This is a genomic window from Ectopseudomonas composti, from assembly GCF_001567565.1.
GTDB classification, from domain to species: Bacteria; Pseudomonadota; Gammaproteobacteria; order Pseudomonadales; family Pseudomonadaceae; genus Aquipseudomonas; species Aquipseudomonas composti_A.
Genome location: NZ_LSSW01000024.1, coordinates 63,817 through 79,914 on the forward strand (window position 1 = coordinate 63,817; position 16,098 = coordinate 79,914).

Here is a 16,098-nt window from a genome sequence, read left to right on the forward strand (position 1 = left end):
TCTTTGACCCGCCGCCGCGCTCTCCGAGCCCGGCGGCTTTTGCATGAGGAATCACCGTGCGTTCATTGTTCTGGCGCATTCTGGCGAGTTTCTGGCTGGCCATCGCCCTGGTCGCAGGCCTGTCGCTGCTGCTCGGGCGCGCGCTCAACCAGGACGCCTGGATCCTGAGCCTGCACCCAGGCCTGGACGGCCTCGACAGCAAATGGGTCAAGCGCTACGAGGAGCAGGGGCCGGCAGCCGCACAGGACTTCCTCGAGCAACGCAAGCGTAAGTACCGCATCGACACCCAGGTACTTGGCGAGAGCGGCCAGCAACTGGTCAAAGGCACCTTCCCATCACGCGCAGCAGCCTTCGAGGCCCGTCACGGCGATGACCGGCGCCTGCCATGGCGCCGCCTGACGGCCGAATACACCAGCCCGGAAAGCGGCGAAAGCTACCTGTTCATCTACCGGATCCCACACCCGGAGCTGGCAGCCTGGCACCGTGGCAGCCTGTTCTGGCCACTCAGTGCTATCGCCATCGCCCTGGTGGTACTGACGCTGTTCAGCCTGATGCTGACGCTGTCGATCACCCGTCCGCTGGATCGCCTGCGCGGTGCCGTGCATGACCTCGGCCAGACCGCCTACCAGCAGAACAGCCTGGCTCGCCTGGCCACCCGCCGCGATGAACTGGGCCTGCTGGCCAAGGACTTCAACCGCATGGGCGAGCGCCTGCAGGGCTTGATCGGCAGCCAGCGCCAGTTGCTGCGCGATGTGTCTCACGAGTTGCGCTCGCCCCTGGCACGCCTGCGCATCGCTCTGGCCCTGGCCGAGCGCGCCGATGCGGCGGAACGGGAAAAACTCTGGCCACGGCTAAGCCAGGAATGCGATCGGCTGGAAACGCTGATCAGTGAAATTCTTGCCCTGGCCCGTCTGGATGCAGACCCGGGCGCAGCACAAAGCGTCGACCTGAGCGCCTTGATCGACAACCTTCAGGACGACGCGCGTCTGACCGCCCCGCAACAACGACTGCAGATCGATCTCGACCCCGGGGCACGCCTGGAAGGCTGGCCGGAGATGCTGGAACGCGCACTGGACAACCTGCTACGCAACGCCTTTCGCTTCAGTCCGGCGGATCGACCGGTCATCATCAGCGTGCAGCGCCAGGGATCGGATGTCGCACTGAGCGTGCGCGACCATGGCCCGGGCGTAGCCAGCGAGCACCTGCAACAGTTGGGTGAACCCTTCTTTCGCGCGCCCGGCCAGAGCAATTCCGGCCACGGCCTCGGGCTGGCCATCGCCCGCAGGGCCGCTCAACGCCATGGTGGCGAGCTGCTGCTGGCCAACCATCCTGAGGGCGGCTTCATCGCCACGCTCAGCCTGCCGGCCACACAGCAGGCAGGCTGAAGCGCTATTCGCTCAGCCCTGCCAGGCGCTGACGAAGTCCTCGACGAGCACTTGCGGGGCACGGCGCAACTCACGTTCCGGCGTGCCGAGATAGAGATAGGCAATGACCTGCTCGTCCGCAGCCAGGCCCAGGCCTTTGCCCACATGGGCGTTGTAGGCCATGTCTCCGGTACGCCAGACCGCCCCGATACCCTGGGCATGCGCCGCCAGCAGGATGCCGTGAGCCGCACAGCCAGCCGCGATCACCTGCTCGGACGCAGGCACCTTGGGATGCGCCTGAACGCGGGCGATCACCACCACCAGCAATGGTGCGCGCAGTGGCATGCCACGCGCCTTGTTCAGCGCCTCGGGCGACACCTGGGCATCGGCCACCTGCAGGGCCTCGGCGAACAACTCGCCCATGCGCTCACGCGCCTGGCCCTCGACCGTCAGAAAACGCCAGGGCCGCAGTTGACCATGATCAGGGGCACGTAGAGCGGCACGAAACAGCAGATCACGCTGCGCGGCATCCGGAGCCGGTTCGACCAGCCGAGGAACGGAAACACGGTTGAGCAGAGCGTCGAGAGCCTCCATCGGCCACCTCCAAAAACAAAGAAGGTGCATTCTCAATGCTGCAAGCCGCACGCCGCAAGCTGAGTAATGAACGCAGCGGATGTCAGAAGCCCGTCAAGCCGCAGCCCGGATGCAATCCCGATTGCCGGCCTCGGATTGCATCCGGGCCACATGCCAGCCTGCAGCCACCGTCAGGCGACCCGATCAGGCGTGATCACCGGCTGCACCGGCGGCGTCAGCGGCGGCAGGCCATGGGCCTTGCGTGCATCGTCACAGCGCGGATTGTGCACACCGTTCTCCCAGGACGCCTCGAACTCGCGGCAACTGCTGGAACGCTGCTCGTACATAGTGCAACGCACGCCACAGCCGACATCACCCAACAACTGGGTACAGCGCGCCGGCTTGCTCTCGGTGCCACGCATGGCAACGTAATGATGGCTGATCTGGATGACCTGCTCGTCCGGAACGCTACCGCCCGCGGATTGGCACTCGCCCCAGAAGAAGGACACACGAAAAAACGCGCAGCAGGCGCCGCACGTGAGGCAGGGATTAGCTTCGGACATTTGAGGAGAACTCGGAAACCGGCGGACGCCGGCAACTGGCGGCTATTCTATGCTTGGTCATGCGCTTGTAAAGCCCCCTCACCGGGCTCGTGTGAAAACTACTGCGCTCGGCCATGCTGCGTTAAAAACAGGCTTAAAATGCTCATTTACAGCTCGTAAACTGCGCTTTCTCGCTTGTTCTTGCCTGGCCTGACCTTCGCTCGTCACGTTTTCATACAGCCCGGATGCGGCGGTTTACAGCCGCCCGTCCGCGGGTAGAATGGCGCACTTTTACAATCCGCCAGAGCCCTCTACATGGCCTTGCCGACGCTGCGCATCATCGGTTTCATCATCGGCATATTTCTCATTACCCTGGCGCTCAGCATGGGCATCCCCATGTTGACGCTGCTGATCTTCGAACACCCGGAAGATCTCAGTGCCTTTCTCTGGTCCGGCATGATCACCCTGATCGCCGGCCTTGCGCTGGTGATACCCGGCCGCCCGGAGAATGCCCAGCTACGCCCGCGTGACATGTACCTGCTGACGACCGGCAGCTGGACCGTGGTTTGCGCCTTCGCCGCGCTGCCGCTGATGCTGATCGCGCACATCAGTTACACCGACGCCATCTTCGAAACCATGTCCGGCATCACCACCACCGGCTCCACCGTGCTGGTGGGCCTGGACAGCATGTCACCCGGTATTTTGATCTGGCGCTCGATGCTGCAGTGGCTCGGCGGCATAGGTTTCATCGGCATGGCCGTGGCGATTTTGCCGCTGCTGCGCGTCGGTGGCATGCGCCTGTTCCAGACCGAGTCGTCGGACTGGGGCGAGAAGGTGATGCCGCGCTCGCACATGGCCGCCAAGTACCTGTTGCTGATCTACCTCGCCCTGACCCTGCTGGGTTTCCTGGCATTCTGGGCGGCGGGCATGAGCCCCTTCGACGCCATCAACCACTCCATGTCAGCGATTTCCACCGGCGGCTTCTCCACCTCTGACTCGTCCCTGGCACACTGGTCGCAACCGGCCGTGCATTGGACGACTGTAGCCCTGATGCTGCTCGGCGGCATGCCGTTCATGCTCTACGTGGCCTTCGTCCGCGGCAATCGTCAGGCGCTGTTCAAGGATCACCAGGTTCGCGGCTTCATCGGCTTTCTGCTGCTGACCTGGCTGGTGTTCGGCACCTGGCTGTGGATCAACTCGGAGTACGCCTGGCTCGACGCCTTCCGCATCGTCGCGGTGAACGTCACCTCGGTGGTCACCACCACCGGCTTCGCGCTCGGCGACTACACCACCTGGGGCAGCTTCGCCATCTTGCTGTTCTTCTATCTGACCTTCGTTGGCGGCTGCTCCGGCTCAACGTCCGGTGGTTTGAAGATCTTCCGCTTTCAGGTCGCCTACGTGCTGCTCAAGGCCAACCTGATGCAGCTGGTGCACCCACGCGCGGTGATCAAGCAGCAGTACAACAACCACAATCTGGATGAAGAGATCGTTCGCTCACTGATCACCTTCTCCTTCTTCTTCACCATCACCATCGGCGTACTGGCCCTGGCCCTGACCCTGACCGGGCTGGACTGGGTCACCGCGCTGACCGGTGCCGCCACTGCCGTCTGCAACGTCGGCCCCGGCCTTGGCCCGATCATCGGCCCGGCCGGCAACTTCTCCAGCCTGCCGGATTCGGCCAAGTGGCTGCTCAGTGCCGGCATGCTGCTCGGCCGCCTGGAAATTCTGACCGTGCTGGTGCTGATCACCCGCAGTTTCTGGAAACACTGACCGATGCCTCTAGCCAGTCTGCGCATCCTTGCCTTCATCAACGGCATCTTCCTCGTCACCCTGGCGCTGAGCATGCTGGTGCCGGTCATCACCTTGCTGATCTTCGAACAGCCGCAGGGCATCGATGCCTTTCTCTGGTCGAGCCTGATCACCGCAATCGTCGGCGTCGCCATGATCGCCCAGGGCCGGCCCCAGCAGACGCAACTGCGCCCACGCGACATGTACATGCTGACGGTGTCGAGCTGGGTAATGGTGTCGATCTTCGCGGCGCTGCCGTTCATCTTCGCCGAACGCGCGAGCGTTACCGACGCCTATTTCGAAAGCATGTCCGGCATCACCGCCACCGGCGCCACGATATTCAGCGGCCTCGACCACATGTCTCCCGGCACCCTGATCTGGCGCTCGCTGCTGCACTGGCTGGGCGGTATCGGCTTCATCGGCATGGCCGTGGCGATCCTGCCGATCCTGCGTATCGGTGGCATGCGCCTGTTCCAGACCGAGTCGTCGGATCGCTCGGAAAAGGTCATGCCGCGCTCGCACATGGTCGCCAAGTACATGGTGCTGGCCTACGTCGGCCTCAGCGCATTCGCCGTTCTGGCCTTCTGGTTGGCGGGGATGGGGTTGTTCGACTCGATCAACCACGCCATGTCGGCGATCGCCACCGGAGGCTTCTCCACCTCGGACTCGTCACTGGGCAAATGGGAGCAGCCAGCGATCCACTGGGTCGCCATCGTGGTGATGGTGCTCGGCAGCTTGCCCTTCGTGCTCTATGTCAGCGCCCTGCGCGGCAACTACCGCGCACTGTTTCGCGATGCGCAGGTACATGGGTTCCTGTTGTTGCTGGTGGGCAGCTGGTTCGTCCTGGCTGGCTGGAAATGGCTCACCACCGATCTGTATTGGCTCGATGCGCTGCGCCTGGTCGCAGTGAACATCACCTCGATCATGACCACCACCGGCTTTGCCGTAGGCGATTACCACCTGTGGGGCCCGTTCGCCAGCATGATGTTCTTCTACCTAGGCTTCGTCGGCGGCTGCTCCGGCTCCACCGCCGGCGGCCTGAAGATCTTCCGCTTCCAGGTTGCCTACATCCTGCTCAAGGCCAACCTCAAGCAGCTAATCCACCCACGCGCGGTGATCAAGCAGCAGTACAACCGCCACCGTCTGGATGAAGACATTGTCCGCTCGATCCTGGCCTTCGCCTTCTTCTACACCATCACCATCGCCAGCCTCGCACTGGCCGTGGCCATGTGTGGGGTGGACTGGATCACCGCCCTGACCGGTGCTGCGGCGATGGTTTCCGGTGTCGGCCCCGGCATGGGCGAGATGGTCGGCCCCGCCGGCAACTATGCCGCGATTCCCGACATGGCCAAATGGTTGCTGAGTTTCGGCATGCTGCTCGGCCGCCTGGAAATCCTCACCGTGCTGGTGCTACTGTTCCCGGCCTTCTGGCGCCATTGATCGACAGCTGAAGCTCAACCGGCAAGCCCGCGCCGCCCCCGATACTCGCCTGGCGTTTCTCCGAACCAGCGACGGAAAGCCCGGAAGAAGTTGCTCGGATCGGCAAAGCCGAGCAGGTAAGCGACTTCGAGCAGGGTCAGATCGACCTGCCCGAGATACTGCTCGGCCAACTCTCGACGGGTGTCGTCGAGCAACTGCTGATAGCTGGTGCCCTCCTCCTGCAAACGCCGCTGCAAGGTGCGCTGCGACAGATGCAGCGCCTGCGCCACCACTTCACGGCGCGGCTCGCCCTGCGGCAACAGGCGACACAGCACCTGACGCGCCTGGTGGGTGACACGACTGCTGCAAAAGCGCGCCAGGTACTCGCCGGCAAAACGATCATGCAGCTGCGCCAGCGCCTCATTGGCACTGGGCAGCGGCGCCTCCAGGTCAGCACGCTCGAAGATCAGCCCGTAGTGCTCGGCGTTGAATTTCAACGGCGCCTGGAACACCTGCTGATAGGGCGCCAGATCAGTAGGTGCCGGGCCTTGCAGTCGAACCTCACGCGGCCGGATCAATTTGCCGGTCATCCAGCGGCTGAACGCCAGGCAGTAGGCCATCGACGCTTCCGCGCTTTGCCGCGCGGGTGGCAGGCGATCACCATGAATGGCCAGGGTCAGCGCGTAGCCGTCGGGCTGCGCCAGGAAATTCAGATCCGCGCCCTCACCGATGATGCGCTGATAACGCACCAGGCGAGTGAAGCCGTCACGCAGGTTGCGGCTGGACATCAGCGCATAACCCACCACATGAAAGGACGCCGGACGTACCACCTGCGCCATGTTCAGTCCGATGGCCGGGTTGCCCGACAACGCCACGGCACGCTGCCACAAGCGGGTCATGCCATCCTGCGGGTAGCGCGCATCCGGGTCGTTCAACGCGGCGTAATCCATGCCTAGCTCGGCGAACAGGGCGACGCAATCGACGCCGCCAAGCTCCAGCGCCTGCACGATGGCCAATGCCCAGGTCGAAGATGTGGTTCTTTCGCTCATCGTCTTGTTCTTATGATCAATCGGCCAGCCAGGACAGGCTTGGCGGCGCAAGGATACTAGACTGGCACTTTAAGTCAGTGGCCCAGGGAGACAGCCGACCTAGACTCGACAGTGACAATGACAGGAGGTGCGCCATGACCGCCCCGACCACCGAACGCTACCAGAGCTTCGCCGAGTTCTACCCCTACTACCTGCAGGAGCACAGCAATCCGGTGTGCCGCCGCCTGCATTACGTCGGCAGCCTGCTGGTGCTGACGATCCTCGCCTATGCCTTGCTCAGCCAGCAATGGCTGTGGTTGCTGGCCATGCCAGTGGCCGGTTACGGCTTCGCCTGGGTCGGCCATTTCGTCTTCGAGAAGAACCGCCCGGCAACCTTCGATTACCCGCTGTACAGCCTGATGGGTGACTGGGTGATGCTCAAGGACGCTTTCACCGGCCGGATTCGCTTCTGACACACAACGCCAATCCACCACAACAATAAGAACGAGAACGACCATGAACAGCCGAGCCCGCTTTACCCATATGCAAGACGGCCAGGCCGAGGACTGGGCCATCATCGCCCAGGATTTCGCCGCCTACGCCGCCCAGTTACCTGCGCGCATCCTCGCTCACCTGCGATTGCTCGACGGCGATTTCGGCGGCTTTGCGGTGGACCGCCTGACCCACTCGCTGCAGACAGCCACCCGCGCCTATCACGACGGCCGCGATGAGGAGTACGTCATCTGCGCGCTGCTGCACGACATCGGCGATACCCTCGGCAGCTACAACCACCCGGACATCGCTGCGGCCATCCTCAAACCTTTCGTCAGTGCCGAGAACCACTGGATGGTGGAGAAACATGGCATTTTCCAGGGCTACTACTTCCTCCATCACCTGGGCATGGATCGTCATCTGCGCGAGCAGTTCAAGGACCATCCGCAGTACCAGGCGACCATCGATTTCTGCGCCAAGTACGACGCCGCCGCCTTCGACCCGGAGTACCAAAGCCTGCCGCTGAGCTTCTTCGAACCCATGCTGCAGCGCGTCTTCGCCCAGCCGAAGAACTCCATTTACCTGGCCGCGATGGAGCGCTCGGGCGCCTGACCGCTGGCCACTGTTACGCCACCGTTCGGCGGCCGTGCTTGGCTGGCCGCCACCCCCTTGGTTATGATCCCCGCCCAGCGAGCCTCTGGCTCAGGTCTTGCAGACCAGCCAGGCGTCCAGCAGAGACGCCAGAAATCCAGCAGGGACAGTTCCAGCAGATGAAGCCAGCAACCACCAGCCGTGCCAACGGGCTGCCGACGCCGCCTTTGCGCGAATACTATTCGCGCGTGCTGGCTTATATCGCCACAGCCGCCAGTATCGCCGCCGGCACCTATGTGGGGCATTTCGCCTACGACATCCTGTGGATGGTGCCCTACGCCCTGCTCTACCCTCATCTGGCGCACAACCTGAGTCGACGTTTCAAACGCGACTACCCCGCGCAAACCGATCTCGCCCTGCTGTTCTTCGATGCATTGCATGCCGGCGCAGCCTGCGTGCTGCTGGGTTTCTCTGTGGTACCCAGCCTGATGTTCCTGTTGATCCTGTGCTTCAGTGCCCTGGTCATCGGCGGCATGCGCTACCTGGGCCTGGCGTTGCTGGTCGCCGCCAGCGGCATGGCGCTGTGCGCCGCGCTGGTTGGGGTTCATCCCAATACCGAGACGCCGACTCTGGTGGCGCTGGTCAGCATCCTCTTCGCCACCCTGTACATCTGCATCACCGCCTACTTCGTCAACCAGCAGGGCCTGCGCCTGGCTCAGGTGCGCAGCGAGATCAAGCGCGAGCAGGAAAAGGCCGCGCGTCTGGCGCGCAACCTGGCCAAATACCTGTCACCGCAGGTCTGGGAGTCGATCTTCACCGGCAAGAAGAGCGTGCGCCTGGAAACCCAGCGCAAGAAGCTCACGGTGTTCTTCTCCGACATCAAGGGTTTTACCGAGCTGTCGGAAGAGCTGGAGGCCGAAGCGCTGACCGACCTGCTCAACACCTACCTCAACGAGATGTCGAAGATCAGCCTGAAATACGGCGGCACCATCGACAAGTTCATCGGCGACTGCGTCATGGTGTTCTTCGGCGACCCCAGCAGCAACGGCGCCAAGAAGGATGCGGTGGCAGCGGTGTCCATGGCCATCGCCATGCGCAAGCACATGAAAGTACTGCGCCAGCAGTGGCGCGCCCAGGGCATCACCAAGCCGCTGGAAATCCGCATGGGCCTCAATACCGGCTACTGCACGGTGGGTAACTTCGGCGCTGACACGCGCATGGACTACACCATCATCGGCCGCGACGTGAACCTTGCCAGCCGGCTGGAAAGCGCGGCCGAAGCCGGTGAAATCCTGATCTCCCACGAGACCTATTCGCTGATCAAGGACGTGATCATGTGCCGCGACAAAGGCCAGATCACCGTCAAGGGTTTCAGCCGCCCGGTGCAAATCTACCAGGTGGTGGATTTCCGTCGCGACCTCGGCGCCACCTCCAGCTACGTCGAGCACGAGCTGCCGGGCTTCTCCATGTACCTGGACACCAACGGCATTCAGAACTTCGACAAGGAGCGGGTGATCCAGGCGCTCAACCAGGCGGCCGAGAAGCTGCGTGACAAGGTCATTCTCTGAGGCCGACGCCCCTGGAGGCGCTTCCGACTGAAGCCCGGCCGGCGTTTGCATGAACGCAGGAGCGGCCTCAGCCGCGAAACAACTGCCTACAACGCGGTATCCGGCAACGCCTCAGCCACGACCATCGGCTCGCCGTCGATCAACGGCTGCATCGCCAGAAACTCCAGCGCCGAAGCGCGCCAGGACTGCACGGCCGCCAGCTCAGCGCAACGCTCCCGATCCAGCTCCAGAGCAGCCAGACAGGCAGCGCGCAGATCCTCGTCCATCACGCCATTGATGCCCTGTTGCAGCACATCCAGCGGACCGGCCACCGGGAACGCAGCCACCGGCGTACCGCAGGCCAGCGCCTCCAGCATTACCAGGCCATAGGTATCGGTGCGCGAGGGGAAGACCAGCACCGAGGCCTGCTGGTAGATCTCGGCCAGTGCCTGGCCATGGCGATAACCGAGGAAACGCACCTGCGGATATTGCAGCTGCAACGCCTCGCGCTGCGGGCCATCACCCACCACGCACCTGTCGCCAGGCAGATCCAGATCGAGAAAGGCCTGCAGGTTCTTTTCCGGAGCAATACGCCCGACGTAGAGGAACACCGGCCGTGCCGGCCGAGGGCGCGTTTCATCCGGCCGAAACAGCTGGGTATCCACCCCCTTGCGCCACAGTTGCAGGCGCTGCAGTGACCAGCTGGCGAATTCCTCACGCAGGCGTTCGGTGGTTACCAGCACGGCCTGGCTGGGGCGGTGGAAAGCTCGGAGAAAGGCATAACCGAAGCGTGGTGCGATCCACGGCCAGCGCGTGCTGACGTATTCGGGAAAGCGCGTATGGATCGCCGTGGAGAAGGCCAGCCTGCGCTTGACCAACCAGCGCCGCGCCGCCCACCCCAGCGGCCCCTCGGTGGCCAGATGCACGCAGTCAGGACGGAAGTCGCGAATCACCGCACCGACGCGCCACAGGTCCCACACCAGCGGAATTTCCGGGTAAGTGGGGCACGGTACGGCGCGAAAATCGGCGGGCGACAACAACTTGACCTGATGTCCCAGCCCGCGCAGTTCGCCAACCAATGCCGCCAGACTGGTGACCACGCCATTGACCTGGGGCGTCCATGCGTCGGAGACGATCAGTATCCTCATGCGCCCGTCTCGAGGGCGACGGCCTGCTCCTCGCTGGCCTGTCGCGCCTGCGCCTCGGCCAGGCGATAGAGTTCGATCTGCCCGTCCCAGTGTTCGATCAGCGCCGTGCAGGACTCCACCCAGTCGCCGCAGTTCATGTACTCCACCCCGCTCACCTGGCGGATTTCGGCATGGTGGATGTGACCACAGACCACGCCCTGCAAGCCGCGCTTGACGCACTCATGCGCGATGGCCTCTTCGAAGTCGCTGATGAAATTCACCGCACTCTTGACCTTGTGCTTGAGGTAGGCCGACAGCGACCAGTAGCCGTAGCCCCAGCGGCTGCGCCAGTGATTGAGCCAGCGATTGAGGGTCAGGGTGAACTCGTAGGCCGAGTCGCCGAGAAACGCCAGCCAACGGTGATAGCGAGTGATCACGTCGAACTGATCGCCATGGATCACCAGCAACTGGCGCCCATCGACCGTGACGTGCACCGCCTCGTCCACCAGCTGGATATTGCCCAGCAGCAGGCTCGAATATCGGCGCAGGAATTCGTCGTGGTTGCCGGTGACATAGATCACTTCGGTGCCGCGCTTGCTCATGGTCAGCAGGCGCCGGATCACGTTGGTGTGCGCCTGTGGCCAGTAGATGCCGCCGCGCAGCTTCCAGCCATCGATGATGTCACCCACCAGGTAGATGCGATCGGCGTGATAGCGCTTGAGGAAGGCTGCCAGGTGCTCGGCCTGGCAATCGCGAGTGCCGAGGTGCACGTCGGAGATCCACAGGGTACGGACACGTTGTTTGCGGCTGGGCTTGGCGAGCTGGGCGCTGGTCATGGGCGGCCTCCGGCTGGGTTTAGTCGAGCTTGAGGCGTGGCAGTGAAGACCTTGTGACAGGAAAAAGACCATTGCATGACACCGCATTGCAAGGTCCCTGGCGTTACACTGCGGCGGTTGCCGAGGAAACCGCCATGCACCCGATCCTGTCCCTGCGTCACTACAGCCACGACGTGCTCAGCCACAGCCACAACCATGCGCAATTGGTATTCGGCCTGACGGGAGAGCTGCAATTCGAGGTAGACGGCCAGGGTAGTCGGGTACTGCGCCATCATCTGGCTGTGGTGCCGGCCGAAGCGCGGCATACCTGCGGCAGCCCGCGCGGCAGCCAGTGCCTGGTGCTGGACCTGCCGGCCAACGACTGGCTGCAGCGTCAGCTTGGCCACCATGCGAGCGATATCCAGCGCCTGCTGGACAAGCCCAACGCCCTGCAACTCGACCCGGCGCAGGGTCAATTACTCAATTGGCTGGCCAGCAGCCCGATCAACGATGCAGTGATCGCCGGCCAGGGTGCGGCGCTGCTGCTCGGCAGCCTGGCCTGCAACCGCCAACGGAGTGAGCCGCCCGGCTTGCCGATGGCTGCGCTCGATCACTATATCGAGCAGCACGCGGCCCATCCGCTGCAGGTGGCAGACCTGGCGCGCCTGGCCGGTCTTTCGGTGGCACGTCTGCATGCCCGCTTTCTGGCTGAAACCGGCCGCACGCCCATGGAGCACATCCGCCAGCGGCGCCTGCACATGGCCGAGCACCTGTTGCGCAGCAGCGATCTGGCCGTTGGCGAAATCGCCGCACAGGTTGGCTACAGTTCGCAGAGCGCCTTCACCGCGGCCCTCTCCCGTCATCTGGGCATGACCCCAAGACAGCTGCGTCGTACGCGCTAGCGATCTCATCGATCCCCCTGCATCCGCCGTCAGATCGATCCGGGGCCCCGGCCAGATCCTTGGGCGCCGAGAGTCTGGCGACAAAACCCCTCATTCCCGCGACAGACAGCGGCAACCTGCGCCACCTAGACTGCGCGGCATCATCGAGAGGGAGAACCCCATGCAAACCATCGAATGGCAGGACTTCGAGAAAGTGGAGCTGCGCGTCGGCACCATTCGCAGCGCTCGTCCCAATGAAAAAGCCGTGAAGCCAGCGTTCGTCCTGGAGGTGGATCTCGGTGAACTGGGTATCAAGACCTCCAGCGCCCAGGTCACCGCCCACTATGACTGCGCAGAGCTGCTGGGTCGTCAGGTGCTGTGCGTGTGCAACTTCGCCCCCAAGCGTATCGCCGGGGTGCGCTCGGAGGTGCTGGTGACCGGTGTCTATGACAGTGAAAACCGTGTCGTCCTGGCCGGCTTCGATAAACCATTGCCCAACGGTGCGCGCCTGGCATGACCCAACGTAATGCCCTGCTGGCGATTCATCTGGGCGCCCTGCTATTCGGCCTTTCAGGCATTTTCGGCAAACTGGCGGCCACCACGCCGAACATGATTGCAGGCGGCCGCGCCTTTTTCGCGGTAATGGCCCTGAGCCTGGCCGCGCTGCTCTGGCGCAGCCGTCACGCGGTTCGCCCAAACCTGCGACAAATGGCTTTGCTGGCACTTGGCGGCCTGCTGCTGGGCACCCACTGGATCACCTTCTTCGAGTCGGTGAAGGTTTCCGGCGTGGCCATCGCCACCCTGGGTTTCGCCAGCTTCCCGGCGTTCACCGTATTGCTGGAAGGCCTGCTGTTTCGCGAGCGCACCCGCCCCAGCGAGTTCGCCATGGTCGGTGTGGTGTGCGTCGGGCTGATCCTGGTCACGCCCGAATTCAGCCTCGACAGCGGCGCCACCGTCGGGCTGCTGTGGGCCGTGCTGTCGGGGTTTCTGTTCGCCCTGCTGTCGCTGCTCAACCGTGCCAGCACCCGCGGCCTCGACCCGATAAAGGCCGCGCTGTACCAGAACCTCACGGTCATGCTCTGCTTCCTGCCGCTGGCCTGGCCCCAACTCCCCGGCCTGCGCACCCTCGACTGGCTGTGGCTGGCGATGCTCGGCATCTTCTGCACGGGGCTGGCCCACAGCCTGTTCGTTGCCAGCCTGCGCGTGCTCAAGGCGCGCACCACGGCGGTGATTTTCGCGCTGGAACCGGTCTACGGGATTCTGTTCGCCTGGTGGCTGTTCAGTGAACAGCCGACGCTGCGCATGCTGGCCGGTGGCTTGCTGATCGTCAGCGCCATCTTCGTTTCAGCACGAATGGCGCGCTGAAACCAGCGCTGCGCACACCCTAGCGGTCGTTATGGCCCAGATCGCGCCCCGGATCGATCAGGTCGCGCACCCGCTGCTTGAGCACCTTGGCCTCGGGGAAGCCACCGTCGGCCTTGCGCTCCCACAGTTGCTGGCCATCGCAGAGGATGCGGAACACCCCACCGGTGCCCGGTTCCAGGCTGACGCGTCCCAGTTCATCGGCAAAGGTGCTGAGCAGTTCCTGGGCCAGCCAGGCGGCACGCAGCAGCCACTGGCACTGGGTGCAATAGGTGATGACGATTTCAGGCTTCTGATCGGACATGACAGCGGCTCTAGGATGGGGCTTGGTGCCTATAATAACGGCCTTTGTCCCTGTGCCTGCCGGAAACTGCCATGCGTCGCCTGCTCCTTTCGTTGATCTGTCTGCTCACCCTTTCCAGTCTGCCCGTGGTTGCCGCCGACCGCGTTGGCCTGGTGCTCTCGGGGGGCGCCGCCCGCGGCCTGGCGCATATTGGTGTGCTCAAGGCGCTGGAGGAACAAGGCATCCGTATCGACGCCATCGCCGGCACCAGCATGGGCGCTATCGTCGGTGGGCTCTACGCCGCAGGTTATTCGGTGGCGGAGCTGGAGCATCTGGCGCTGGAACTGGACTGGCAACAGGCGCTGTCGGATTCACCGCCACGCGAGGACATCCCCTTTCGCCGCAAGCAGGACGACCGCGATTTTCTGATCAAGCAGAAACTCAGCTTCCGTGACGATGGCAGCCTGGGCCTGCCACTGGGAGTGATCCAGGGGCAGAACCTGGCGCTGCTGCTGGAAAGCCTGCTGGTGCACCGCAGCGCCACCCGCGACTTCGATCATCTGCCGATTCCGTATCGCGCCGTGGCCACCGACGTGGTCAGCGGAGAACAGGTGATCATGCGCACCGGCCACCTGCCCCAGGTGATGCGCGCCAGCATGTCGATCCCGGCAGTGTTCGCCCCGGTGGAGGTCGACGGCCGTCTGCTGGTCGATGGCGGCATGCTCAACAACGTGCCGATCGATGTGGCACGGCAGATGGGCGTCGACCACGTCATCGTCGTCGACCTCGGCATGCCGCTGAAACCGGCCAAGGATCTGCTGACCGTGGTCGACGTGATGAACCAGTCGATCAACCTGATGATGCGCAAGAACTCCGAAGCGCAGCTGGCGACGCTGACCGCCAACGACGTGCTGATCCAGCCGCCCTTGGCAGGCTTCGGCGTTGCCGATTTCAACCGTGGCGGGCAGATGATGGATGCTGGCTACCGTGCCACGCAGATTCAGGCCGAACATCTGGCCCGCCTGCGAACCAGCAGTGCCGGCAACCCGGCCCTGGCCATGGCCCGCTCGCGTGAACAGCGCACACCGGTGATACGTGAAATCCACGTGGAGAACGACTCCAAGGTCGGTGACGCGGTGATTCGCCGCCATATTCGCCAACCCCTGGGCGAACCGCTGGATGTCGATCGCCTGCAGAAGGACATGGGCACGCTGTACGGTCTGGATTACTTCGAGCGCGTGCAGTATCGCGTGGAGCCGCTGGATCAGCGTGGCAGCGCCCTGGTGATCGATGCGCGCGGCAAGCGCACCGGTACCGACTACCTGCGCCTGGGACTCAACCTGTCCGACGACATGCGCGGCGACAGCGCATTCAATATCGGCGCCAGTTACCGCATCAACGGCATCAACGAACTGGGCGCCGAATGGCTGACCCGCCTGCAACTGGGCGATCGCCAGGAACTCTACAGCGAGTTCTACCAACCGCTGGACGCCGGCTCGCGCTACTTCGTGGCGCCCTACCTGGTCGGCGAAGCGCAGAACGTCGAAGCGATTCTGGACAACGATCCCATCGCCGAATACCGCCTGGAACGCTACGGCTACGGCCTCAACCTGGGCCGGCAGATCGCCAACAACGGGGAGATCCGCTTCGGCGTCGGCCAGGCCTGGGGCGAAGCGAACGTACGGGTTGGCGAACGCGATCTGCCCAGCTTCAGCTTCAGCGAGGGCTATTACGAGCTGCTGTACTCCTTCGACACCCTGGACAACCTCGACTTCCCGCGTACCGGTGAGGACATCGGCCTGATGCTGCGCAAGTATGACCGCGGCTTGGGCTCGGACGACGACTATCGTCAGTGGCAGCTGAAACTGGACAAGGCCTACAGCCATGGCCCCAACACCTGGCTGTTCGGCGGTCGCTATGGACGCACCCTGGATGAAACGGAGGTGGTCACCTCGGGCTTCATTCTCGGTGGCGCTCAGGAGCTATCGGGCTTTCGTCAGGACTCGGTGAGCGGCCAGAACATGGCGCTGGCGCGGATGATCTATTACCGGCGCCTGACGCAGAACTCGATGTTGCCGCTGAACTTTCCGCTGTATATGGGCCTGTCGCTGGAGCGCGGCCGTGCCTGGAACAACGACAACGCCTTCGACAGTGGCTATATCAATGCCGCGAGCATCTTCCTCGGCCTGGATACCCCGCTCGGCCCGCTGAATTTCAGCTACGGCTTCAACGACCAGCGAGAGAAAGCGCTGTATCTGAACCTGGGCAAGAGCTTCTGAAACGAGC

16 protein-coding genes are annotated in these 16,098 nt (G+C 63.6%); 10 read left to right on the plus strand and 6 right to left on the minus strand.

Annotation, left to right across the window (positions count from 1 at the left end; translation table 11 throughout):
- Positions 1 to 56: 56 nt before the first annotated feature.
- Positions 57 to 1,385, plus strand: a complete 1,329-nt coding sequence (locus PCLY_RS12340) for a sensor histidine kinase (protein WP_061239699.1) — start codon at positions 57 to 59, stop codon at positions 1,383 to 1,385.
- Positions 1,386 to 1,397: 12 nt separating this feature from the next.
- On the opposite strand, the gene PCLY_RS12345 is transcribed toward PCLY_RS12340, so the two are convergent.
- A complete protein-coding gene (locus PCLY_RS12345; protein WP_061239701.1) occupies positions 1,398 to 1,958 on the minus strand; it encodes a nitroreductase family protein in 561 nt (186 codons plus the stop codon).
- A 170-nt stretch (positions 1,959 to 2,128) separates the two neighbouring features.
- A complete protein-coding gene (locus PCLY_RS12350; protein WP_061239704.1) occupies positions 2,129 to 2,500 on the minus strand; it encodes a YkgJ family cysteine cluster protein in 372 nt (123 codons plus the stop codon).
- A gap of 294 nt (positions 2,501 to 2,794) precedes the next feature.
- Here PCLY_RS12350 and PCLY_RS12355 point away from each other — a divergent pair, with 294 nt between their 5' ends.
- On the plus strand, positions 2,795 to 4,249 hold the full coding sequence (locus tag PCLY_RS12355) for a TrkH family potassium uptake protein (protein WP_061239708.1): 1,455 nt from the start codon (positions 2,795 to 2,797) through the stop codon (positions 4,247 to 4,249).
- Between the two features lie 3 nt (positions 4,250 to 4,252).
- Positions 4,253 to 5,707, plus strand: coding sequence for a TrkH family potassium uptake protein (locus PCLY_RS12360; protein ID WP_061239711.1), 1,455 nt, complete (start codon positions 4,253 to 4,255; stop codon positions 5,705 to 5,707).
- 14 nt (positions 5,708 to 5,721) lie between these two features.
- Here PCLY_RS12360 and PCLY_RS12365 read toward each other — a convergent pair whose 3' ends face one another.
- On the minus strand, positions 5,722 to 6,735 hold the full coding sequence (locus PCLY_RS12365; RefSeq protein WP_061239714.1) for an AraC family transcriptional regulator: 1,014 nt from the start codon (positions 6,733 to 6,735) through the stop codon (positions 5,722 to 5,724).
- Between the two features lie 134 nt (positions 6,736 to 6,869).
- Here PCLY_RS12365 and PCLY_RS12370 point away from each other — a divergent pair, with 134 nt between their 5' ends.
- The 3 genes from PCLY_RS12370 (at position 6,870) to PCLY_RS12380 (ending at position 9,365) form a co-directional block, all read left to right on the plus strand.
- Complete coding sequence (locus PCLY_RS12370) at positions 6,870 to 7,187, plus strand: Mpo1-like protein (protein WP_061239717.1); 318 nt, start codon at positions 6,870 to 6,872, stop codon at positions 7,185 to 7,187.
- A 43-nt stretch (positions 7,188 to 7,230) separates the two neighbouring features.
- Positions 7,231 to 7,818 (plus strand): HD domain-containing protein, encoded by a 588-nt coding sequence (locus PCLY_RS12375; RefSeq protein WP_061239719.1) that lies wholly within the window; start codon positions 7,231 to 7,233, stop codon positions 7,816 to 7,818.
- Between the two features lie 158 nt (positions 7,819 to 7,976).
- Positions 7,977 to 9,365, plus strand: coding sequence for an adenylate/guanylate cyclase domain-containing protein (locus PCLY_RS12380; RefSeq protein WP_061239722.1), 1,389 nt, complete (start codon positions 7,977 to 7,979; stop codon positions 9,363 to 9,365).
- 86 nt (positions 9,366 to 9,451) lie between these two features.
- Here PCLY_RS12380 and PCLY_RS12385 read toward each other — a convergent pair whose 3' ends face one another.
- Entirely contained in the window at positions 9,452 to 10,492 is a 1,041-nt protein-coding gene (locus PCLY_RS12385; protein ID WP_061239724.1) for a glycosyltransferase family 4 protein, read from the minus strand.
- Positions 10,489 to 11,307, minus strand: coding sequence for a UDP-2,3-diacylglucosamine diphosphatase (locus PCLY_RS12390; RefSeq protein WP_061239727.1), 819 nt, complete (start codon positions 11,305 to 11,307; stop codon positions 10,489 to 10,491). Before PCLY_RS12390 ends, PCLY_RS12385 begins: the two co-directional genes overlap by 4 nt.
- Before the next feature lie 134 nt (positions 11,308 to 11,441).
- Between PCLY_RS12390 and PCLY_RS12395 the strand changes: the two genes are divergently transcribed.
- The 3 genes from PCLY_RS12395 (at position 11,442) to PCLY_RS12405 (ending at position 13,532) form a co-directional block, all read left to right on the plus strand.
- Positions 11,442 to 12,188 carry a helix-turn-helix transcriptional regulator gene (locus PCLY_RS12395; RefSeq protein ID WP_061240051.1) on the plus strand — a complete coding sequence of 249 codons (747 nt, stop codon included), beginning with the start codon at positions 11,442 to 11,444 and terminating at the stop codon, positions 12,186 to 12,188.
- Positions 12,189 to 12,348: 160 nt separating this feature from the next.
- Positions 12,349 to 12,684, plus strand: a complete 336-nt coding sequence (locus PCLY_RS12400) for a tRNA-binding protein (protein WP_061239730.1) — start codon at positions 12,349 to 12,351, stop codon at positions 12,682 to 12,684.
- A complete protein-coding gene (locus tag PCLY_RS12405; RefSeq protein ID WP_061239733.1) occupies positions 12,681 to 13,532 on the plus strand; it encodes a DMT family transporter in 852 nt (283 codons plus the stop codon). The genes PCLY_RS12400 and PCLY_RS12405 overlap by 4 nt, the downstream gene beginning before the upstream one ends.
- Before the next feature lie 19 nt (positions 13,533 to 13,551).
- Here PCLY_RS12405 and PCLY_RS12410 read toward each other — a convergent pair whose 3' ends face one another.
- Positions 13,552 to 13,833 carry an Rdx family protein gene (locus PCLY_RS12410; RefSeq protein ID WP_061239736.1) on the minus strand — a complete coding sequence of 94 codons (282 nt, stop codon included), beginning with the start codon at positions 13,831 to 13,833 and terminating at the stop codon, positions 13,552 to 13,554.
- 71 nt (positions 13,834 to 13,904) lie between these two features.
- Between PCLY_RS12410 and PCLY_RS12415 the strand changes: the two genes are divergently transcribed.
- Positions 13,905 to 16,091, plus strand: a complete 2,187-nt coding sequence (locus PCLY_RS12415) for a patatin-like phospholipase family protein (protein ID WP_061239739.1) — start codon at positions 13,905 to 13,907, stop codon at positions 16,089 to 16,091.
- The last annotated feature ends 7 nt before the right edge of the window (positions 16,092 to 16,098 follow it).